This is a genomic window from Streptomyces sp. NPDC006283, from assembly GCF_040613325.1.
Lineage (GTDB): Bacteria > Actinomycetota > Actinomycetes > Streptomycetales > Streptomycetaceae > Streptomyces.
The window spans coordinates 1-20,285 of sequence record NZ_JBEXRZ010000130.1 but is presented as its reverse complement, the minus strand read 5'-3'; the positions used below and the strand labels follow the sequence as shown (position 1 = coordinate 20,285).

Below are 20,285 nucleotides of genomic sequence, written 5' to 3'. Positions count from 1 at the left end.
AACGACCGCCGAAGGTCGTTCCGGGCCGGGGCCGGATCATGCGCACCGGGGCCGTACCGCCGGGTCAGGAATCCTCTTCGAGATCCATCCGTTCCTCGCGCAGCTCGTCCTCGTCGAAGACCGAGCTGACGTCGAAGCGGCACACGACCCGCTCCGGGTCCGCCTGGTCGAAGGGGACGCTCAGCCACTCCCCCGGCTCGGGAAGTTCGTCGGCCGCGGACACCCACAGCGTGGAGTCGCCCTCCTCGAGGCCGAACTCCTTGTGCCGCGAAGCGATCTCGTCGGGTTCGTACTCCCCGAAGAGCACCCCCAGGGCCGAGTGCACGCTCGTGCCGACGACCGGGACGTTCTCGGCGCGCTCGTCCTCGTCCTGCTCGATGTCGGCGATGCGCTGCGCCTGCGCGAGCAGCCGCTGCGGCTCCACCACCGCGTAGTCCCGGCGGATCAGCACACTCAGCGCGTTCGGCTCCTCCGGGCCCGCATACGGTGGCAGCGAGTCGTCAGCGCCAGGAATCTCGAAGGGTGTGACCTCGTCGTACCGGTCGTAGAGCCGCTCGTCGTACGCCTCGGCCGCCGCGGCGAGTGCGTTGAACGCGTCGTAGACGGCCGGGTCGTCGTCGCCCGTGCGGTTCTCGACCGCCTCGAGGTGACGGTCCAGTGCGGCTTTGACCGCCTCGGCGGCGGCACGTACCTCGGCAGCGGTGGGCTGCGCAGCATCAGACATAGTGCAGACGCTATCCGTACAGGGGCGCTGCCCGCACAATAGATGCGATGCCGGAATACGAATTTGTCGACGTTTACGTGCCGCGCGGGGTCTCCCGCAAGGAGGCGACCCGTCTGCTGACCGACCATGCCGAGTACGGACACTGGGAGCTGGACCGACTGACCCTGCACCGGGACGGCAGCCGCAGGGTGCGGCTGCGCCGGCGGATCATCCGCCAGATGCGCGCCACCTGGTGACCGGGGTCACGGGTGAATGAAGAAGCGGGCCCCGCGACAGAGGGGACCCGCTCCTTGGAAACGGCTGTGCCGGGGCCCCGACCAGGGCCCCGGCACAGCATGCCTACGCAGCCGCGCGGGCCCGCCGGTACAGCACCGCTCCGGCCAGCAGCAGGCCGACGCCCGCCGGGGCCAGCACGTCGAGCGTGCCGATGCCGGTCTCCGCGAGCTCGTCCCCGCCGCCACCGGGCGTGACGGTCTGCGGGCCGGGGGTGTTCGGCTCGTCCGGGGTGCCGGGCTCCTCCGGATTGCCGGGCTCCTCCGGGTTACCGGGCTCCTCCGGGTTACCGGGCTCCTCCGGGTTACCGGGCTCCTCCGGATTGCCGGGCTCCTCCGGATTGCCGGGCTCCTCCGGGTTACCGGGCTCCTCCGGATTGCCGGGCTCCTCCGGTCCCCCGTCCCAACCGTTCGCGCACTCGTTGCCGAACGCCGGGTTGAGCAGACCGCCGACGTTGACGCTGTTGCCGCAGGCGTTGACCGGTACGTGGACCGGCGCCTGGACCTGGTTGCCCGAGCCGACGCCGGGCGAGTTGCTCGCCTCGCCCTCGGCTCCGGAACCGCGGCTGCCGTGGTGGTCCGAACCGGACACGTTGGCGCACTTGTTGCCGAACGCCGGGTTGAGCAGCCCGATGATGTCCACGGTGTTGCCGCAGACGTTCACCGGAACGTGCACGGGCGCCTGGACCGAGTTTCCGGACAGCACGCCGGGCGAGTGCGATGCTTCCCCGCCCGCTCCGGCGTCCGCCTGCGCGTAACCGCCGCCGAGGGCGAGTACCCCGCCCGCGGCCGCCACGGTGATCAGGCCTTTGCGCGTGACCTGTCGCATGTCTTGTTGCCTGCCTTCCAGCTTCACGAATGCCCCTGGCCACATGCCGAGGGGTCGAAGAAGCGGGCGGCTCCGGAGTGCATGGCGCGCACTCCGGAGCCGCCCGGATTCAAGCCCTGTCCCGCGGGACCGGCTCACAACATCAGACGTTGGCGCACTCGTTGCCGAAGGCGGGGTTCAGCAGGCCGATGATGTCGACCGTGTTGCCGCACAGGTTCACGGGCACGTGGACCGGCACCTGAACCAGGTTGCCCGACAGGACGCCGGGAGAGTGCACGGCGGCACCGTGGGCACCGGAGTCGGCCATGGCCATACCCGCACCGGCGAGCAGCAGACCACTGGTGGCGGCCGCAGTCGCGACGACCTTCTTGATCATTATTCCTCCTGTTGGCAAATGCGATCCCAGCCGCGGACCGCATCACCTGTAACGAGGAGGGAGCAGCAGGGCTACGAGCCGTCACCCCCATTCACTCTTTCAAGTCACCTCCGCACGCGCAGACGATTATCGGAGCGTCATCCGAGCAGCCCGGCGCGCCGCGAACCCGCGGACCGATTCAGCACTGGTCGATGAAACGGTCGAGGACCCGCACGCCGAACTTGAGGCCGTCCACCGGTACTCGCTCGTCGACGCCGTGGAACATGCCGGCGAAGTCCAGCTCCGGCGGCAGTTTGAGCGGCGCGAAGCCGAAGCAGCGGATACCGAGGTCGTCGAAGGACTTGGCGTCGGTGCCGCCGGAGAGCATGTACGGCACGGCCCGCGCGATCGGGTCCTCGGCCTTGAGCGCGACCTGCATCGCGTCGACGAGCGCCCCGTCGAAGCTGGTCTCCAGCGCCTTGTCGCCGTGCACGTCCTCGCGCTTGACGCGGGGACCGAGCAGCCGGTCGAGGTCGGCGAGGAACTCCTCCTCGTAGCCCGGCAGAAAGCGTCCGTCGACATGGGCGGTCGCCTGTCCCGGGATGACGTTCACCTTGTAGCCGGCGCCGAGCATGGTGGGGGCCGCGGAGTTGCGCAGGGTCGCGCCGACCATCTTGGCGATGCCGCCGAGCTTGGCGAGGGTCGCGTCCATGTCCTCCGGGTCGAGCGGTGTACCGAGCGCGTCGGAGAGCTCGTCGAGGAAGGACCGGACGGTCTTGGTGACCCTCACCGGCCAGGTGTGGCGGCCGAGCCGACCGACGGCCTCGCACAGCTCGGTGATGGCGTTGTCATTGTTGGTCATCGACCCGTGGCCCGCGGTGCCTTCCACGGTCAGCCGCATCCAGTGCATGCCCTTCTGCGCCGTCTCCACGAGATAGAGCCGCAGGTTCTCGTTGACGGTGAAGGAGAAGCCGCCGACCTCTCCGACGGCCTCCGTGACTCCCTCGAACAGCCCCGGGTGCTTGTCGACGAGATACCGGGCTCCGTAGGTGCCGCCCGCCTCCTCGTCGGCGAGGAAGGCGAGGACGATGTCGCGCGGGGGCTTCCGGCCACTGCGCAGCCGGTCCCGCACGACTGCGAGGGTCATGGCGTCCATGTCCTTCATGTCCACCGCGCCCCGGCCCCAGACGCAGTCGTCCGCGACCTCACCGGAGAACGGGTGGTGCGTCCAGTCGTCCGCGTTCGCGGGCACCACGTCGAGATGGCCGTGGATGAGCAGCGCGGGCTTGGACGGGTCCTCGCCCTCGATACGGGCGACGGTGGAGGCGCGGCCCTTGTGCGACTCGAGGATCTGCGGCTCGAGGCCGACCTCCGCGAGCTTCGAAGCGACGTACTCGGCCGCGGCGCGCTCTCCGGGGCCGGAGTGGTCGCCGTAGTTGCTGGTGTCGATCCTGATCAGCTCACGGCAGAGATCGACGACCTCGTCCTCGCCCGTTACCGCCCGGGCCGTGTTCGACTCGCTCACGCTGATTCCTCCCGCTGTCGCTGCTGGTGGTCGGCCCATCCTCTCGCCATCGTGCCTCTCGGCCCAAGGGCGGCCCCCGGCCGCAGCGGCGGGGACGTGCCGAGGGGGTGATCGAGGGGGGTCGAATGTTTGCTATGGTTTTCCACGTCGGAACGGCCCAGGGCCGCGAGACAGACACCTTGTCCGGGTGGCGGAATGGCAGACGCGCTAGCTTGAGGTGCTAGTGCCCTTTATCGGGCGTGGGGGTTCAAGTCCCCCCTCGGACACCAGCAAGATCCCCACGGCGTTCCGTGGGGATCTTTGTGTTTGCCGACGATCCTCCCCGACCCGAAGGTGGAGCCCATGGGATTCGTTCTGGTGGCGGGCGCCATCGTCTCCGAAGTGATCGGCACGCTGGCGCTCCGGGCGTCGTACGGGCTGAGCCGTCTCGGACCGAGCGTGCTGGTCGTGGTCGGTTACGCGGCGGCGTTCGTCATGCTGGCGCAGGCCCTCAAGACGCTGAACGTGGGGCCCGTCTACGCGATCTGGTCCGGGGTGGGCACGGTGGGGGCGTTCGTGGGCGGAGTGCTGCTCTTCGACGAGCCGGTGAAGCCCGCGACGCTGATCGGTATCGCGCTGGTGATCATCGGGGTGGCCGTGATGTATCTCGGCGGCATGAAGCACTGACAGCCGCATACAGTCTCGTCGGTGAGACGCAGAAACAGGGCGGCGCCGCCCGCCCCGCTCCCCCAGCGCGACGGTATCGACCCGGTGCGGCTACGGCTGCCGGAGGACCCGGACGGCGCATGGCCCACGGTGCGGGACCATCTGCGGGCGCGGTACGCGGGTGCGGTCGGCGGCGGGCGGGTCGAGGAGATGCTGCGGGACGGGCGCTTCGTCGGCGAGAGCGGCCCGGTGGCCGGGGACGAGCCGTACACGGCCGGCCGGTATCTCTGGTTCCACCGGGACTTCGCCGTCGAGGAACGGGTGCCGTTCGACATCGGGATCGTGCACCGTGACGAGCACGTCGTGATCGCCGACAAGCCGCATTTCCTGGCGACCGTGCCGCGCGGCAGCCATGTGAAGGAGACGGCGCTGGCCCGGCTGCGCCGCGATCTGGATCTGCCCGCGCTCCAGCCCGCGCACCGGCTGGACCGGCTCACGGCGGGACTGGTGCTCTTCGTCGTACGGCCCGGCGACCGAGGCGCGTACCAGACGATGTTCCGTGACCGGCAGGTGCGCAAGGAGTACGAGGCGATCGCGCCGCACGACCCTGCGGTGGCCCTGCCGCGCATCGTGCGCAGCCGGATCGTCAAGGAGCGGGGTGTGCTCGCGGCCAGGGAGGAGCCGGGAGAGCCGAACAGCGAGACCAGTGTGGAGCTGCTCGCCGAACGCGACGGGCTCGGCCGGTACCGGCTGCTGCCGGCCACCGGCCGTACCCATCAGCTGCGGGTCCACATGAACGGCCTGGGGCTGCCGATCCTGAACGACCCGCTGTTTCCCGTCGTGTTGCCCGAGGGGCCGGAGGACTTCTCGCATCCGCTGCAGTTGCTGGCGCGGGTGCTGGAGTTCACCGACCCGGTCACGAAGGAGCACCGCCGGTTCGAGAGCCGGCGAAGTCTCGCTCAGTGGCCCCGGTCGACCCATTCCTGAAGGTGGGGCGCCTCGGCCCCGATGGTGGTCGTGTCGCCGTGGCCGGTTCGGACAACGGTCTCGGGCGGCAGCGTGAGCAGCCGGTCGCGGATCGAGTCGATGATCGTCGGGAAGTGGGAGAACGACCGGCCCGTCGCGCCGGGGCCGCCCTGGAAGAGCGTGTCTCCGGTGAAAACGCTGGTGAGGCCGGGGGCGTGGAGGCAGACCGCGCCGGGGGCGTGCCCGGGGGTGTGCAGGACGGTCAGATCGGTGCCCGCGACGGTGATCACCGCTCCGTCGGCGAGCTCGCCGTCGGGGGCGCGGTCGGGGTGGGTCTGCTTCCACAGGGGCAGGTCGTCGGGGTGCAGCAGGACGGGCGCGCCGGTGGCCGCGGCGAGCGCCGGGGCGGCGTCGATGTGGTCGTTGTGCGCGTGGGTGCAGACGACGGCGCGCAGGGTACGGCCGCCGAGCACGGCGAGGATCGCGTCCGCGTCGTGGGCGGCGTCGATGACGATCGCCTCCGTGTCGTCGCCGAGGATCCAGACGTTGTTGTCGACGTCCCAGGTGCCGCCGTCGAGCGAGAAGGTGCCGGAGGTGACCAGGTGGTCGATGCGGGCGGTCATCAGAGGACCACCACCGATCGCAGCACGTCGCCCTCGTGCATGCGGGCGAAGGCCTTCTCCACGTCGCCGAGCCCGATGCTCTCGGTGACGAAGGCGCCGAGGTCGATCCGGCCCTGCTGGTGCAGGTCGATGAGCATCGGGAAGTCGCGCGAGGGCAGACAGTCGCCGTACCAGGACGACTTGAGGGCGCCGCCGCGGCCGAAGACGTCCAGCAGGGGCAGTTCGAGCTTCATGTCGGGGGTGGGGACGCCGACGAGGACGACGGTTCCTGCGAGGTCCCTCGCGTAGAAGGCCTGCTCGTACGTCTCCGGGCGGCCGACGGCTTCGATCACGACGTCCGCCCCGAAGCCGCCCGTCAGCTCGCGGACGGCCTCGACGGGGTCGGTGCTGCGCGAGTTGACGGTGTGGGTGGCGCCCATCTTCTTCGCGGTGGCGAGCTTGCGGTCGTCGATGTCGACGGCGATGATCCTGGCCGCTCCGGCGAGCCGTGCGCCGACGACGGCCGCGTCGCCGACGCCGCCGCAGCCGATGACGGCCACACTGTCGCCGCGGCCGACCTGGCCGGTGTTGATGGCGGCGCCGATGCCGGCCATGACGCCGCAGCCCAGCAGGCCTGCGACGGCCGGGGAGACCTCGGGGTCGACCTTGGTGCACTGGCCGGCGGCGACCAGGGTCTTCTCCGCGAAGGCGCCGATGCCCAGTGCCGCCGACAGCTCGGTGCCGTCCGCGAGTGTCATCTTCTGCCGGGCGTTGTGGGTGTCGAAGCAGTACCAGGGCCGTCCGCGCTCGCAGGCACGGCAGCGGCCGCACACGGCACGCCAGTTGAGGATCACGAAGTCCCCGGGCCGGACGTCGGTGACGCCGTCGCCGACCGACTCGACGACGCCGGCCGCCTCGTGGCCGAGCAGGAACGGGAATTCGTCGTTGATCCCGCCCTGCTTGTAGTGCAGATCGGTGTGGCAGACCCCGCAGGCCCGCACCTCCACCACGGCCTCGCCCGGGCCCGGGTCGGGGACGGTGATCGTCTCGACCCGTACCGGCTCGTTCTTCCCGGGTGCGATCACACCTTGCACCTGCTGCGGCATCGCAGAACCTGCCCTTCCTCGCGCAGTTGACGTCGCCACCCACTATGGCCCGTGCCGGGGCCGTGGAGGCCCTGATCGGCGGGACGGGCGTGCGCGCGCCGGGCACGACGAGGCCCCCGCGGGACGTCCCGCGGGGGCCTCGTCGGTGCGGTCAGAGCTGCTTGTTCGCGGCAGCAGTGGCGGCGACCCGCTTGCGGACCAGGAACCAGCCGCCGACGAGCGCGGCGGCGATCAGCGGCAGGCAGTTGACGGTGGTGCGGGAGATGCCTTCGTCCATCCACATCAGGACGACGACGGAGGCGAGGAAGAACAGCGTCACGATCTGCGTGTACGGAGCCCAGGGCAGCTGGTAGGCCGGGCGGGTCACCCGGCCGTCCTTGGACCGGTGCCAGAACAGCAGCGAACAGATCATGATCATCGACCAGGTACCGATGATGCCGATGGAGGCGAAGTTCAGCACGAGTTCGAAGGCCTCGCCGGGCATGACGTAGTTGAGCAGGACGCCGAGGACACCGAAGGCGGCGGTGAGCAGGATGCCGCCGTAGGGGACGCCGCCCTTGTTCATCACACCGGTGAACTTGGGCGCGGAGCCGGACTTCGACATGGAGCGCAGGATGCGGCCCGTCGAGTAGAGGCCCGAGTTCAGGCTGGACAGGGCGGCGGTCAGCACCACGAGGTTCATCACGCCGGCCGCGCCCGGGATGCCGAGCTTGTCGAAGACGGTGACGAAGGGGCTCTCGTCGCCGGAGTAGGCGGTGTACGGGAGCAGCAGCGCCAGCAGCACGACCGAGCCGACGTAGAAGAGTCCGACACGCCACATGATCGAGTTGATCGCCTTCGGCATGATCTTCTCGGGGTTCTCGGTCTCACCGGCGGCGACGCCACACAGCTCGACGGAGGCGTAGGCGAAGACGACGCCCTGGATCAGCAGCAGCATCGGCATGACACCGCTGGGGAAGATGCCGCCGTTGTCGCCGATGGTGGCGAGGCCCGGGGTGTGACCGCCGATGTCGTGCGAGGTCACGATCAGGAAGATGCCGATGAGCATGAAGACGACCAGCGCGGCGACCTTGATGATCGCGAACCAGAACTCCATCTCGCCGAAGTACTTCACTGAGATGAGATTGGCGGTGAGGACCACGGCGAGCGCGATCAGAGCCAGCACCCACTGCGGGACGTCGCTGAACATCGCCCAGAAGTGGGCGTAGGTCGCGGCCGCGGTGATGTCGGCGATGGCGGTCGTCGACCAGTTGAGGAAGTACAGCCAGCCGGCCGTGTAGGCGCCCTTCTCACCCATGAACTCGCGGGCGTAGGAGACGAACGCGCCGGAGGAGGGGCGGTAGAGGACGAGTTCGCCGAGCGCGCGCACGACGAAGAAGGCGAAGACGCCGCAGACCGCGTAGGCGATGAAGAGCGACGGGCCTGCGTTGGCCATACGGCCACCGGCGCCGAGGAAGAGCCCCGTACCGATGGCGCCGCCGATGGCGATCATGTTGATGTGCCGCGACTTGAGGTCCTTGCGGTACCCGGCGTCACCGGCGTCTACGTGGGGGGAACCCGTCGCGCTGGCGACAGGCGTGTCGGCCGCAGCCATGGTGCGGTCACTCATTGAGGTCGTTCGCCTTCGTGAGGGGGTGTGCGGTACCCGGCCTGCGCCGGCGTCTTCCCGGGGGTGAAGGAAGGGGGCGCCCTGACCTGGCTTCCGGGCATGAAAGGGCCCAAGGCCTCATAGTCGGGGCTCCCTGGGATTTTGGCAGTGGCGAACCTCACTCAGATATACATCTGAGGTATTTCAGAGGTTTCGACAAGATGAACCAAGGGCGTCACGAGTTTCAGGGCGCGAGAACGTCCAGCTCCTGGAGGGCTCCGACGGCGATCTCGCGGGTGAGCCGCTCGGCCCTTTCCGCATCGCCTTCGCGAACGGCCTCGGCGACCTGGACGTGCAGCGTCACGGCCGCCGGGTCCGGGTCGTCGAACATCACATGGTGGTGGGTGCGGCCGGCGAGGACCTCGGCGACCACGTCGCCGAGCCTGGCGAACATCTCGTTGCCGGAGGCGTTGAGCACGACCCGGTGGAAGGCGACGTCGTGCTTCAGGTATCCCTCGAGCTGATGGCCCCGTGAGGTGGCGACCATGCCGAGGGCCTCCTCGGTCAGGGCGGCGCACTGTTCGGGGGTCGCATGGACGGCGGCGAGGCCGGCCGCGACCGGTTCGATCGCGGAGCGCAGCACGGTCAGGGAACGCAGCTGGCGCGGGCGGTCGGCGCCGGCGAGCCGCCAGCGGATGACGCGGGGGTCGTAGACGTTCCACTCCTCGGTGGGGCGCACGGTGACACCGACACGGCGCCGCGACTCCACCAGATGCATGGACTCGAGGACCCGGACCACTTCGCGCACGACGGTGCGGGAGACGTCGAAGCGCTGCGCGACCTCGTCGGTACGCAGCACGCTCCCCTCGGAGTACTCGCCCGCGGTGATCGCGAGACCGAGGGTGTCGAGCACATGGGTGTGAAGCCCTCGGCCTTCTGTGGTCATGCGCAAAGCCTACGGCGCGTGGATCACGACGACGGGAGCGGAACAAAAAGTATGACGTTTACGTCTCAGGCTCTTGAATAAGTCGTACCTAATAGGTTTCAGTAGCGCGACGGACCGATGTCGAATGTCGACGAAGACAGCGAGGCACGCAATGAGCACCCCCCACGTCGTCGTGGTGATGGGCGTGGCAGGGACCGGCAAGACCACGATCGGCCCCCTGCTCGCCGCCGCCCTGGGCGTCCCGTACGCCGAGGGCGACGACTTCCATCCCCCGGCCAACATCGCCAAGATGTCGGCCGGCACCCCGCTGGACGACGCCGACCGCCGGCCCTGGCTGGACGCCATCGGCGAATGGGCGCACGGCAGGGCGGGGCTGGGCGGAGTGGTCTCCAGCTCGGCGCTCAAGCGTGAGTACCGCGACCGGCTCAGGGCGGCAGCGCCCGAGGCCGTGTTCCTGCACCTCACCGGCTCCCGCGAACTCATCGAGCAGCGGATGAGGGAGCGCAAGGGCCACTTCATGCCCACGGCGCTGCTGGACTCGCAGTTCGCGACACTCCAGCCGCTGGCGGAGGACGAGGCGGGCGTCGCCGTCGATGTGTCCGGCACCCCCGAAGAAATCACCGAACGCGCCGTCGCCGCGCTGCGCCGGCTCGCAAGCTAAGGAATCACCGTGACCAGTCTCAGCGTCGAGATGCTGGCAGCGGATGCCGCCGAACCGATCACCTCGGCGGGCAACGCCCAGCTCGGCATCGCCGTCCTCGCGGGCATCGCCGTCATCGTCCTGCTCATCACCAAGTTCAAGCTGCACGCCTTCCTGGCGCTGACCATCGGTTCGCTCGCGCTGGGCGCGTTCGCCGGTGCGCCCCTGGACAAGACGATCACCTCGTTCACGCTCGGCCTCGGCTCCACCGTGGCGGGCGTCGGCGTGCTGATCGCGCTGGGCGCGATCCTGGGCAAGCTCCTGGCCGACTCCGGGGGAGCGGACCAGATCGTCGACACGATCCTCGCCAAGGCGGGCGGGCGTGCGATGCCGTGGGCGATGGTTCTGATCGCCTCGATCATCGGGCTGCCGCTCTTCTTCGAGGTCGGCATCGTCCTGCTGATCCCCGTGGTCCTCATGGTGGCCAAGCGCGGCAACTACTCGCTGATGCGGATCGGCATCCCGGCCCTCGCCGGCCTGTCCGTGATGCACGGCCTCATCCCGCCGCACCCCGGCCCGCTGGTCGCGATCGACGCCATCGGCGCCAACCTCGGCGTGACCCTCGCGCTGGGCCTGGTCGTGGCGATACCGACGGTGATCATCGCCGGTCCGGTGTTCTCCAAGTACGCCGCCCGCTGGGTCGACATCCCGGCGCCCGAGAAGATGATCCCCCAGCGCGCCTCGGACGACCTCGAGAAGCGCCCGAGTTTCGTCGCCACCGTCGCCACGGTTCTGCTGCCGGTCGTCCTGATGATGGCCAAGGCGCTCGTCGACATCGTCGTGGACAACCCCGAGCACGGCGTGCAGCGGGTCACCGACGTCATCGGATCGCCGCTGATCGCACTGCTCGCCGCCGTGATCGTCGGTCTGTTCACCCTGGGCCGCGCCGCCGGCTTCACCAAGGACCGGCTCTCCTCGACCGTCGAGAAGTCGCTCGTTCCGATCGCGGGCGTTCTGCTGATCGTCGGCGCCGGCGGCGGCTTCAAGCAGACGCTCATCGACATCGGTGTCGGCCAGATGATCCTGGAGTTCTCCGAGAACTGGGCCATCCCGACGCTGCTGCTCGCCTGGCTGATCGCCGTGGCGATCCGGCTCGCGACCGGCTCCGCGACCGTGGCCACGATCTCCGCGGCCGGTCTAGTCGCCCCGCTCGCCGCCGACATGTCGACATCGCACGCCGCGCTGCTGGTGCTCGCGATCGGCGCCGGCTCCCTGTTCTTCAGCCATGTCAACGACGCCGGCTTCTGGCTGGTCAAGGAGTACTTCGGCATGAGCGTCGGCCAGACGATCAAGACCTGGTCGGTGATGGAGACGATCATCTCGGTCGTCGGCATCGTGTTCGTGCTGCTGCTGTCACTCGTGTTGTAGGCGTACGGCTCACGGGCGTTGCAGGTCGTACTGCTCACGAGCGCGGCGGATCGGGCACGGACCGGTCCGCCGCGCTCGCCGTCACCACTTCGGGTGGCGGTCGCGCGACCACTGGCGCTCGACCGACCCGGTACGCATGCCGCGGCGTGCCTCCGGGTCGGCGAGCGCCATCGCTATGTGTCCTGCGACGACGATCCCGATGGCGAGCGCGAGCCAGTCGTGGACGAAGGTGGCGCTCGTCCGCCACACCAGCGGCGCGAGGTCGGTGAACCACATCAGCAGCCCGGTGCCGAGCATGACGAGGACGGCGCCCGCGATCCAGGCCGCGTAGATCTTCTGCCCGGCGTTGAACTTGCCCGCCGGCCGGGCGGAAGCCCGGCGGCGTACGGCGCGCAGCCACTCGCGGTCGTGCGGAGCGAAGCGGTTCAGCCGGCGCAGATCGGCCCGGAAGGCGCGGGAGCAGAGGCCCAGCAGGAACGGGACGGGCAGCAGCAGCCCCGACCACTCGTGGACGGTGACCACGAGATGGCGGCGGCCGACGAGCTCGGCGAGCTGGGGGACGTAGAGGGCCGCGGCCGTCGCGATGCAGAGCAGCATCAGAGCGGCTGTCGTGCGATGCACCCAGCGCTCGGCCAGGCTGAATCTCGCTCGGCGCGCGGGGACTTCAGACCGTGGGGGCGTCGGTGCGGCCGTTGGACCGGCCGACCCATGCGTCGACGTCATAGCCCCGCTCCTCCCAGTAGCCGGGGACGACGCCCGGGGTGACGGTGATCCCGGACAGCCACTTCGCCGACTTGTAGAAGTACATCGGCGCCACATAGAGGCGGACGGGGCCGCCGTGCGCGTGGCTGACCGGCTTGTCCTGCATCCGCAGTGCGACGAGGACGTCGTCGCGGCGGGCCTGCGAGAGCGTCAGGCTCTCGCTGTAGGTGCCGTCGAAACAAGTGAAACGGATGGCCCGCCCCTCGGGGCGCACGCCGGCGGCATCCAGGAGATGCGAGAGCTTCACCCCTTCGAAGGGCGTGTCCGGCACGCGCCACCCGGTGACGCACTGCACGTCCCGTACGACCCGGGTCTGCGGAAGGGACCGCAGGTCGGCGAGCGTGTAGGTGGTGGGGTTTTCGACCAGGCCGTCGATGGTGAGGCGGTAGTTCCGGGCATCCTTGCGGGGAACCGAGGCGGCGACGGAGTAGTAGCGGAAACCGCCTCCGTTCGGGAGGAGCCCGCTGAGCCCGGTCGGGTCCTTGTCGGCCGCCGCTCCGAGGAACGCCTCCATGCCGCGCTGCACATACGGCGCGGTGGCTACGCCGACGGCGCCGAGCCCGAGCATGCCGAGCACAAGCCGTCGGCCGAGGGGGGCGCCGCGCTCTTCGCCCGGCTCGCCGGGAGCAGGGCCGGGCTCGGATCCCGGTTCGGGCTCGGGTCCCGGTTCGGGCTCGGGTTCGGGGTCGTGAGTGGTCACGCTTCGATTCGAGCACTTGCGCGGGCGGAGTGCCAGGGGGTGGAGGAGGTCGGAGTTTCGTCGCACGCGAGTTGCGGGCCCGCCGCAGGCGAACCCCGTTACGCCACCGCGGCCGCCGCCGCCCGCCCCGCCGCGCGGCCCGAGAAGATGCAGCCGCCGAGGAACGTGCCCTCCAGCGATCGGTAGCCGTGCACGCCGCCGCCACCGAAGCCCGACACCTCGCCCGCCGCGTACAGGCCCGGCAGCGGGGCGCCGTCCCCTCCGAGCACCCGGGCCGACAGGTCGGTCTCCAGACCGCCCAGCGACTTGCGGGTAAGGATGTTGAGCCGGACGGCGACGAGCGGGCCGGCCTTCGGGTCGAGGATGCGGTGCGGCGTGGCGGTGCGGATCAGCTTGTCGCCGAGGTACTTCCGGGCGCCCCGTACGGCCATGACCTGGAGGTCCTTCGTGAACGGGTTGGTGATCTCCCGGTCTCGCGCCGTGATCTCGCGGCGCAGCTCCGTCTCGTCGATCAGCCCGTCCCCGGTGAGCTCGTTCATGCCGCGCACCAGAGCGCTCAGGTCCTTCTCCACGACGAAGTCCACGCCGTTGTCCATGAACGCCTTGACCGGCGCCGGCACATCCGCCCTCGCCCGTACGAACACGTCCCGGATCGACTTGCCCGTCAGGTCCGGGTTCTGCTCGGAGCCCGAGAGGGCGAACTCCTTGCCGATGATCTTCTGGTCGAGCACGAACCATGTGTAGTCGTGGCCCGACCGCATGATGTGCTCGAGTGTGCCGAGGGTGTCGAAGCCGGGGAACAGCGGCACGGGCAGCCGCTTGCCGCGTGCGTCCAGCCAGAGTGACGACGGCCCGGGCAGGATGCGGATGCCGTGCTTCGCCCAGATCGGGCTCCAGTTCTCGATGCCCTCGGTGTAGTGCCACATCCGGTCCCGGTTGATGTGGCTCGCGCCGGCGCGCTCCGCGACGCCGAGCATCAGGCCGTCGACGTGGGCGGGGACGCCGGAGAGCAGCTTCTCGGGAGGGGTGCCGAGCCGCTTCGGCCACTGGGCGCGGACGAGATCGTGGTTGCCGCCGATCCCGCCGGAGGTGATGATCACCGCCTGTGCCCGCAGCTCGAAGGAGCTGACGGCCTCCCGGCCGCTCGCTGCGCCGCGCTCGGCGTCCGACGGCTCGAGGATCTCACCGCTCACCGTGTCCGGGCTGCCCGCGCTGCTGCCCAGTCCGGTGACCTTGTGCCGGAACTTCAGCTGCACCAGCCCTCGTGCGACTCCCTCCCGTACCCGCCGCTCGAAGGGGGCGACGATGCCGGGTCCGGTGCCCCAGGTGATGTGGAAGCGGGGTACGGAGTTGCCGTGGCCGTTCGCGTCGTAACCGCCGCGCTCGGCCCAGCCCACGACGGGGAAGAACCGCACCCCCTGGGCGTGCAGCCAGGACCGCTTCTCCCCCGCGGCGAAGTCGACGTAAGCCTCTGCCCACTTGCGCGGCCAGCGGTCCTCGTCGCGGTCGAAGCCCGCCGTGCCGAGCCAGTCCTGGAGTGCGAGCGCATGGCTGTCCCTGATCCGCATCCGGCGCTGCTCGGGCGAGTCGACGAGGAACAGGCCGCCGAAGGACCAGTGCGCCTGCCCGCCGATGGACTGCTCCGGCTCCTGGTCGAGAAGGATGACCTTCCGTCCGGCGTCGACGAGTTCGGCGGTGGCCACGAGGCCCGCGAGACCGGCCCCGATCACGATCACATCAGCGTCGTACGCCATGGGCTTCCATCCTTCGTCGGGCCGGGTGCCCCCGATCTTCGGTACGGCTCAGTAACAAGTCAATCCCTGTCGGTGCGGTGCTTGGATGAGCGGCATGAGCGCTGAGGAGATTCTCGACATCGTCGACGAGCACGACCGCGTCGTCGGCCGGGCGCCGCGCGGCGAGGCGTACGCCAGGGGGCTGCGCCACCGGTGCGTGTTCATCCTGGCCAGGGATGCGGCCGGGCGGATCTTCGTGCACCGCCGCACCCCGACGAAGCTGGTCTTCCCGTCCCGGTACGACATGTTCGTCGGCGGGGTCGTGGGAGCGGGCGAGCGGTACGACGAGGCGGCGCTGCGCGAGGCGGAGGAGGAGCTGGGGGTGCGCGGACTGCCCACTCCCGTACCGCTGTTCAAGTTCCTCTACGACGGTGGCGGCGATCCCGCCCGGACCTGGTGGTCGTACGTGTACGAGGTCCGCTGCGCGCTGCCGGTGGATCCGCAGGTGGAGGAAGTCGCCTGGCACGCGTTCCTCACCGAGGCCGAACTCGAGGCGCGGCTCGGCGAATGGGACTGGGTGCCGGACGGACTGGCCGCCTACGAGCGGCTCAAGGTGCACCGCACGGGCCGAGGTCAGGGGTGAGAGCGGTGGGCGGGCCGCCCGCGCGGAGCCGCGGGTAGTGTGCGCTGCGTGAGCGACTTCGTACAGAGCCTGCGCCTGTGGTTCGCGCCCCGGCGGATCGAGGAGGAGGGCGAGACCCCCGACTACCGGTTCTCGCTCGCGAACGAGCGGACCTTTCTCGCCTGGCTCCGTACCGCGCTCGCGCTCATCGGCGGCGGCTTCGCGGTCGATCAGTTCCTGCCGGATCTGCGCTGGGGGGTGCGCGCCGGGCTGGCGCTCGCGCTGATCGGGGCCGGCGCGGCGTGCGCCGTGCGGGCCGTGAACCACTGGGTACGGTGCGAGCGGGCGATGCGCCGCGGCGAAGATCTGCCGACGTCCCGGTTCCCGGCGCTGCTCGCGGTGGTGATCGCCGTCGTGGCGATCGCGATGGTGGTGGTGGTCGTGGCCCGGGGCGGCGTATGACGACTCCCGAGCGCGATCCGGGGCTGCAGCCGGAGCGGACCCGGCTGGCGTGGCGCCGCACCACCCTGTCCTGCACGGTGGTGGCGGTTCTGGCGGCCAGGCAGGCGGCGCAGGAGGCGGTGCTCGCGGTGGGACTGAGCCTCGTCGCATGGTGGGGTTTCCTGGCCGTCGCCCACCGGCGCATCGGCGCGATGGAGGCCGCCCGGCCGACGGCCATGCCGGCGGGGGCGGCGATCGGGGCCGTGGTGTGCGTCCTGGCTCTGGCGGCCTTCGCGGTGGCGATCGTGGTCTGACGCCGCGCGTGCGCGGATGTCTCCCGGTGCGAGCGCTCGCTTCCTCGCGACGCGGGCGCGGTGTGGGGGGTGACGCGAAGGCGGCGGGCCCGCCGGTGCCCACTAGCCTGGAACCAGACAGAGCGGTACGAACCACACCAAAGGTGAGCGCCATGACCGTCCTCCACCACGAGCACACCGCCCACGCGCACGCACACGGTCCCACCTGCGGCCACACGGAGATCCCGCACGGCGACCACGTCGACTACGAGCACGACGGACATCTCCACAGGGAGCACTCCGGCCACTGGGACGAGTGCGAGCCGGGCGAGCACGTGTCGCACAGCGGGCACGTCCACGAACACGGCGCCGGCTGCGGCCACCCCGCGGTGGTGCACGGCGACCATGTCGACTACCTCCACGACGGGCACCGGCACGCCGAGCACGAGGGGCACTGGGACGACCACTGAGACACCGGCCGGCCACCGGTGAACCCGGTCGCACCAGGCGCGCGTCGACCGGCGACACACCCGATCCCGCCGTTTCCCCCGCCGAAGGCCAACTGGCAGGCTCTGGGAGCCACTTCGACCACGACCCGACCCCGGGGGAGCCCAGTTGCCTGCCACCGAGCCCTACACCGTCCGACTCGCGCCCGACGTGCACGCCTATGTCCAGCCCGACGGCGGCTGGTGCCTGAACAACGCGGGATTCGTCAGCGACGGGGAGTCGACGCTCCTCGTCGACACCGCCGCCACCGAGCGGCGCGCCAGGGCGCTGCGCGAGGCACTGCTGGCGACCGGCGCCCCGCTCCCCCGCACGGTCGTCAACACCCATCACCACGGCGACCACACCTACGGCAACGGAGTCTTCCTCCCGGAAGCGACCGTCATCGGCCACGACTCCTGCCGGAGCGAACTGCTCTCGGCGGGCCACCAGCTCCATCTGATCTGGCCGCAGACCGACTTCGGCGACATCCGGATCACCGCGCCGACGCTGACGTACAACGACCGGCTGACGGTCCACGTCGGGGACGTCGAGGTCCGGCTCATCCACCCCGACCGGGCCGCCCACACCCTCGGTGACACGGTGGTCCACCTGCCGGGCCAGGGGATCGTGTTCACCGGCGATCTGATCTTCAACGGCGGCACGCCCTTCGTGCCGATGGGCTCCTTGAGCGGCTCCCTGCGGGCCCTCGACATGCTGCGCTCGCTCGGTGCCGAGACCGTCGTACCCGGTCACGGGCCGATCACCGATCCGTCGGCGTACGACGCGACCGAACGCTATCTGCGGTTCGTCGCCGAACTGGCGGAGGAGGGGCACGCCAAGGGACTCACGCCGCTTCAGACGGCGCGCGGCGCGGACCTCGGGGTCTTAGCCGCCCTCCGGGAGAGCGAACGGCTGGTCGCAAACCTGCACCGGGCCTACGCGGAGCTGGACGGGCAGGCGGAGGGTTCGCCGCTCGATGCGGCGGCGGTGTTCGCCGACATGGCCGCGATGAACGGCGGGGTTCCAGTGGCCTGCCACGCCTGAACGTTCCGGGCGGGCACCGGGTGAATGGTCCGCGGCGGCCGGCCGGCCCGGCCGGCCGCCTTCGGATGTGATCCAGGCATCGCTTCGACCGGCCCACTGGACGACATACCGACTGGTCGGTCATCATGAACGCGTTCCCCAGGACCGCCCCCCGGAGGTGCGCATCATGAGCTCAGTCCCGCCAGGTCTCGATCCCGACCAGCTGCGCGGCCATCTCGACCGCGAGCGGCCAGGACTGGTGGACGGACCGCTCAGCGCCCGGCTGATCCAGGGCGGTCGTTCCAACCTCACCTACGCCGTCACCGACGGCACCTCCCGCTGGGTCGTGCGCAGACCGCCGCTCGGCCATGTGCTCGCGACCGCGCACGACATGAAGCGCGAGCACCGGGTGATCAGCGCGCTCGCCCCGACCGCCGTGCCCGTGCCGCAGCCGGTGCTGCTGTGCGAGGACGAGTCGGTCATCGGATCACCGTTCTACGTCATGGAGTTCGTGGACGGCACCCCGTACCGCACCGCCGAACAGCTCGCCCCGCTCGGCCCCGAGCGCACCCGCGCCGCCGTGCTCTCCCTGGTCGACACCCTCGTCGACCTGCACGCCGTCGACCCCGAGGCGGTCGGTCTCGGCGACTTCGGCCGGCCGGAGGGTTTCCTCGACCGGCAGCTGCGCCGCTGGGGCAAGCAACTGGCGGCCTCCCGGGGCCGCGACCTGGCCGGCATCGACGAGCTGCACGCCGCGCTCGGCCGCGAACTGCCCGACTCCCCGGCCGCCACCGTCGTCCACGGCGACTACCGCCTCGACAACGTCCTGATCGGCGACGACGACCGGATCAAGGCCGTCCTGGACTGGGAGATGTCCACCCTCGGCGACCCACTGACCGACCTCGGTCTGCTGGTGATGTACAGCAAGCGGCTGGAACTGCCCGACTCCCCCGTCAGCACCACCGCGGGCGCGGCGGGCCACCCGTCGCCCGCCGAACTGATCGAGCGGTACGCGGAGCGCTCCGGCCGCGACACCTCCGCCATCTCCTGGTACACGGCGTTCGCCTGGTTCAAGCTCGCCGTGATCCTCGAGGGCATCCACTACCGCTACACCCTCGGCCAGACCGTCGGCGCCGGCTTCGACCGGATCGGCGATCTCGTCCCCCTTTTCATCGAGCACGGCCTCACCACCCTCCAGGAAGGCTGAGTAACTCATGGACTTCGCATTCGACGCGCGTACGGAAGAGCTCCGGGCCGAACTTCTCGCGTTCATGGACGAGCACGTCTACCCGGCGGAACCGGTCGCGGAGGAGCAGCGCGCCGCGCTTGCCTCCCCGTGGGACACCCCCGCGATCGTGGAGGAGCTCAAGGCGGAGGCCCGCAAGCGGGGCCTGTGGAACCTCTTCCTGCCCGACTCCGAGCACGGCGCGGGCCTGACGAACCTGCAGTACGCGCCGCTCGCCGAGATCACCGGCCGCAGCCCGCACCTCGCGCCGACCGCCCTGAACTGCGCGGCACCCGACACCGGGAACATGGAGGTGCTCGCACAGTTCGGCAACGACGAGCAGAAGAAGCAGTGGCTGGAGCCGCTGCTCGCGGGCGAGATCCGCTCTGCCTTCGCGATGACCGAGCCGGAGGTCGCCTCCTCCGACGCGACGAACATCCAGACCCGGATCGACCGGGACGGCGACGACTACGTCGTCAACGGCCGCAAGTGGTACATCTCCGGGGCGATGAACCCCGACTGCAAGATCTTCATCGTCATGGGCAAGACCGACCCCGACGGCGAGGACATCCGCCGCCAGCAGTCGATGATCCTGGTGCCGCGCGACACCCCCGGTGTCGAGGTCCGCCGGGCCATGCAGGTCTACGGCTACGAGGACCACTCCCACGGCGGTCACGCGGAGGTGGTCTTCACCGACGCACGTGTGCCGGCGTCGAACCTGATCGGCGAGGAGGGCGGCGGCTTCGCGATCGCCCAGGCGCGCCTCGGTCCGGGCCGCATCCACCACTGCATGCGGCTGATCGGCATGGCGGAGCGGGCGATCGAGCTCATGTGCCGGCGGGCCGTGTCCCGTGAGGCGTTCGGCAAGGCGATCGCCCAGCAGGGCGTCGTGCAGAACTGGATCGCGGACGCGCGGGTGACGGTGGAGCAGCTGCGGCTGCTGGTGCTGAAGACGGCGTGGCTCATGGACACGGTCGGCAATCGCGGTGCGCACACGGAGATCCAGGCGATCAAGATCGCGACGCCGAGGGCGGTCGTCGACATCCTCGACAAGGCGGTGCAGGTGCACGGCGCGGGCGGAGTCAGCCAGGACTTCCCGCTGGCGGAGCTGTGGGCGGCGGCGCGGACGCTGAAGCTGGCGGACGGGCCGGACGAGGTGCATCAGCGGTCGCTGGCGCGGCGGGAGCTGAAGAAGTACGTGTGAGGTGGGCGGGGCGGGGGTGTGGCCCTGCGGGGCTGTTCCCCTCCCCTCCCCTTCCCGTTACCGGGGCAAGCCCCGGACCCCGTACGCGTCGCCTATCTGAACCAGCTCATCGTCGACCTCAACGCGCAGATCGACGCGACGTTCCTCATCGTCACGCACGACATCGCCTC

General features: G+C 70.3%; 23 protein-coding genes, 1 tRNA gene and 1 pseudogene. 14 read left to right on the top strand and 11 right to left on the bottom strand.

Features of this window, described 5'->3' with window-relative positions:
• Positions 1–64: 64 nt before the first annotated feature.
• A complete protein-coding gene (locus ABZ070_RS24155; RefSeq protein WP_356637178.1) occupies positions 65–724 on the bottom strand; it encodes a hypothetical protein in 660 nt (219 codons plus the stop codon).
• A 47-nt stretch (positions 725–771) separates the two neighbouring features.
• Between ABZ070_RS24155 and ABZ070_RS24150 the strand changes: the two genes are divergently transcribed.
• Complete coding sequence (locus ABZ070_RS24150; RefSeq protein ID WP_356637176.1) at positions 772–960, top strand: DUF5703 family protein; 189 nt, start codon at positions 772–774, stop codon at positions 958–960.
• A gap of 103 nt (positions 961–1,063) precedes the next feature.
• On the opposite strand, the gene ABZ070_RS24145 is transcribed toward ABZ070_RS24150, so the two are convergent.
• From ABZ070_RS24145 to ABZ070_RS24135, 3 genes are all read right to left on the bottom strand, one after another.
• Positions 1,064–1,825: a chaplin gene (locus ABZ070_RS24145; protein ID WP_356637174.1), complete on the bottom strand. Its 762-nt coding sequence runs from the start codon at positions 1,823–1,825 to the stop codon at positions 1,064–1,066.
• A gap of 142 nt (positions 1,826–1,967) precedes the next feature.
• A complete protein-coding gene (locus tag ABZ070_RS24140) occupies positions 1,968–2,201 on the bottom strand; it encodes a chaplin (RefSeq protein WP_356637171.1) in 234 nt (77 codons plus the stop codon).
• A 178-nt stretch (positions 2,202–2,379) separates the two neighbouring features.
• Positions 2,380–3,705 carry a M20/M25/M40 family metallo-hydrolase gene (locus ABZ070_RS24135; protein ID WP_356637169.1) on the bottom strand — a complete coding sequence of 442 codons (1,326 nt, stop codon included), beginning with the start codon at positions 3,703–3,705 and terminating at the stop codon, positions 2,380–2,382.
• 181 nt (positions 3,706–3,886) lie between these two features.
• On the opposite strand from ABZ070_RS24135, the gene ABZ070_RS24130 reads away from it, so the two are divergent.
• The 3 genes from ABZ070_RS24130 to ABZ070_RS24120 all read left to right on the top strand — a co-directional run bounded on the left by ABZ070_RS24130 (position 3,887) and on the right by ABZ070_RS24120 (position 5,337).
• Positions 3,887–3,974, top strand: a tRNA-Leu gene (locus tag ABZ070_RS24130).
• A 73-nt stretch (positions 3,975–4,047) separates the two neighbouring features.
• A complete protein-coding gene (locus tag ABZ070_RS24125; RefSeq protein WP_356637167.1) occupies positions 4,048–4,371 on the top strand; it encodes a multidrug efflux SMR transporter in 324 nt (107 codons plus the stop codon).
• A 21-nt stretch (positions 4,372–4,392) separates the two neighbouring features.
• A complete protein-coding gene (locus tag ABZ070_RS24120) occupies positions 4,393–5,337 on the top strand; it encodes an RluA family pseudouridine synthase (RefSeq protein ID WP_356637165.1) in 945 nt (314 codons plus the stop codon).
• Here the strand turns inward: ABZ070_RS24120 and ABZ070_RS24115 are convergent.
• The 4 genes from ABZ070_RS24115 to ABZ070_RS24100 all read right to left on the bottom strand — a co-directional run bounded on the left by ABZ070_RS24115 (position 5,310) and on the right by ABZ070_RS24100 (position 9,558).
• The gene (locus tag ABZ070_RS24115; RefSeq protein WP_356637163.1) at positions 5,310–5,939 is read right to left on the bottom strand and encodes an MBL fold metallo-hydrolase; all 630 of its coding nucleotides are present in this window, start codon (positions 5,937–5,939) and stop codon (positions 5,310–5,312) included. The genes ABZ070_RS24120 and ABZ070_RS24115 overlap by 28 nt on opposite strands.
• On the bottom strand, positions 5,939–7,024 hold the full coding sequence (locus ABZ070_RS24110) for an S-(hydroxymethyl)mycothiol dehydrogenase (RefSeq protein ID WP_356637161.1): 1,086 nt from the start codon (positions 7,022–7,024) through the stop codon (positions 5,939–5,941). Before ABZ070_RS24110 ends, ABZ070_RS24115 begins: the two co-directional genes overlap by 1 nt.
• A 151-nt stretch (positions 7,025–7,175) precedes the next feature.
• The gene (locus ABZ070_RS24105; protein ID WP_356637159.1) at positions 7,176–8,633 is read right to left on the bottom strand and encodes an amino acid permease; all 1,458 of its coding nucleotides are present in this window, start codon (positions 8,631–8,633) and stop codon (positions 7,176–7,178) included.
• Between the two features lie 223 nt (positions 8,634–8,856).
• Entirely contained in the window at positions 8,857–9,558 is a 702-nt protein-coding gene (locus tag ABZ070_RS24100) for an FCD domain-containing protein (RefSeq protein WP_356637157.1), read from the bottom strand.
• A gap of 151 nt (positions 9,559–9,709) precedes the next feature.
• Between ABZ070_RS24100 and ABZ070_RS24095 the strand changes: the two genes are divergently transcribed.
• Both ABZ070_RS24095 and ABZ070_RS24090 read left to right on the top strand, forming a co-directional pair.
• Positions 9,710–10,219 carry a gluconokinase gene (locus tag ABZ070_RS24095; RefSeq protein WP_356637155.1) on the top strand — a complete coding sequence of 170 codons (510 nt, stop codon included), beginning with the start codon at positions 9,710–9,712 and terminating at the stop codon, positions 10,217–10,219.
• 9 nt (positions 10,220–10,228) lie between these two features.
• Positions 10,229–11,626: a gluconate:H+ symporter gene (locus tag ABZ070_RS24090; RefSeq protein ID WP_356637153.1), complete on the top strand. Its 1,398-nt coding sequence runs from the start codon at positions 10,229–10,231 to the stop codon at positions 11,624–11,626.
• Positions 11,627–11,707: 81 nt separating this feature from the next.
• Here ABZ070_RS24090 and ABZ070_RS24085 read toward each other — a convergent pair whose 3' ends face one another.
• The 3 genes from ABZ070_RS24085 to ABZ070_RS24075 form a co-directional block, all read right to left on the bottom strand.
• On the bottom strand, positions 11,708–12,349 hold the full coding sequence (locus ABZ070_RS24085) for a cytochrome b/b6 domain-containing protein (protein WP_356637151.1): 642 nt from the start codon (positions 12,347–12,349) through the stop codon (positions 11,708–11,710).
• Positions 12,291–12,956: a molybdopterin-dependent oxidoreductase gene (locus ABZ070_RS24080; RefSeq protein WP_356637180.1), complete on the bottom strand. Its 666-nt coding sequence runs from the start codon at positions 12,954–12,956 to the stop codon at positions 12,291–12,293. The genes ABZ070_RS24085 and ABZ070_RS24080 overlap by 59 nt, the downstream gene beginning before the upstream one ends.
• A 230-nt stretch (positions 12,957–13,186) precedes the next feature.
• Positions 13,187–14,842, bottom strand: coding sequence for an FAD-binding dehydrogenase (locus ABZ070_RS24075; protein ID WP_356637149.1), 1,656 nt, complete (start codon positions 14,840–14,842; stop codon positions 13,187–13,189).
• Positions 14,843–14,927: 85 nt separating this feature from the next.
• Between ABZ070_RS24075 and ABZ070_RS24070 the strand changes: the two genes are divergently transcribed.
• The 8 genes and pseudogenes from ABZ070_RS24070 to ABZ070_RS24035 form a co-directional block, all read left to right on the top strand.
• A complete protein-coding gene (locus ABZ070_RS24070; protein ID WP_356637147.1) occupies positions 14,928–15,464 on the top strand; it encodes an NUDIX domain-containing protein in 537 nt (178 codons plus the stop codon).
• A gap of 48 nt (positions 15,465–15,512) precedes the next feature.
• The gene (locus tag ABZ070_RS24065; protein ID WP_356637145.1) at positions 15,513–15,905 is read left to right on the top strand and encodes a DUF202 domain-containing protein; all 393 of its coding nucleotides are present in this window, start codon (positions 15,513–15,515) and stop codon (positions 15,903–15,905) included.
• Complete coding sequence (locus ABZ070_RS24060; protein WP_356637143.1) at positions 15,902–16,198, top strand: DUF202 domain-containing protein; 297 nt, start codon at positions 15,902–15,904, stop codon at positions 16,196–16,198. The genes ABZ070_RS24065 and ABZ070_RS24060 overlap by 4 nt, the downstream gene beginning before the upstream one ends.
• A 152-nt stretch (positions 16,199–16,350) precedes the next feature.
• Positions 16,351–16,647 (top strand): hypothetical protein, encoded by a 297-nt coding sequence (locus ABZ070_RS24055; RefSeq protein WP_356637141.1) that lies wholly within the window; start codon positions 16,351–16,353, stop codon positions 16,645–16,647.
• 145 nt (positions 16,648–16,792) lie between these two features.
• Complete coding sequence (locus tag ABZ070_RS24050; RefSeq protein WP_356637139.1) at positions 16,793–17,707, top strand: MBL fold metallo-hydrolase; 915 nt, start codon at positions 16,793–16,795, stop codon at positions 17,705–17,707.
• A 166-nt stretch (positions 17,708–17,873) separates the two neighbouring features.
• Positions 17,874–18,893, top strand: a complete 1,020-nt coding sequence (locus ABZ070_RS24045; RefSeq protein WP_356637137.1) for a phosphotransferase family protein — start codon at positions 17,874–17,876, stop codon at positions 18,891–18,893.
• A gap of 7 nt (positions 18,894–18,900) precedes the next feature.
• Positions 18,901–20,115, top strand: a complete 1,215-nt coding sequence (locus ABZ070_RS24040; protein WP_356637135.1) for an acyl-CoA dehydrogenase family protein — start codon at positions 18,901–18,903, stop codon at positions 20,113–20,115.
• A 75-nt stretch (positions 20,116–20,190) separates the two neighbouring features.
• Positions 20,191–20,285: pseudogene (locus ABZ070_RS24035) on the top strand (ABC transporter ATP-binding protein); the annotation flags it as partial.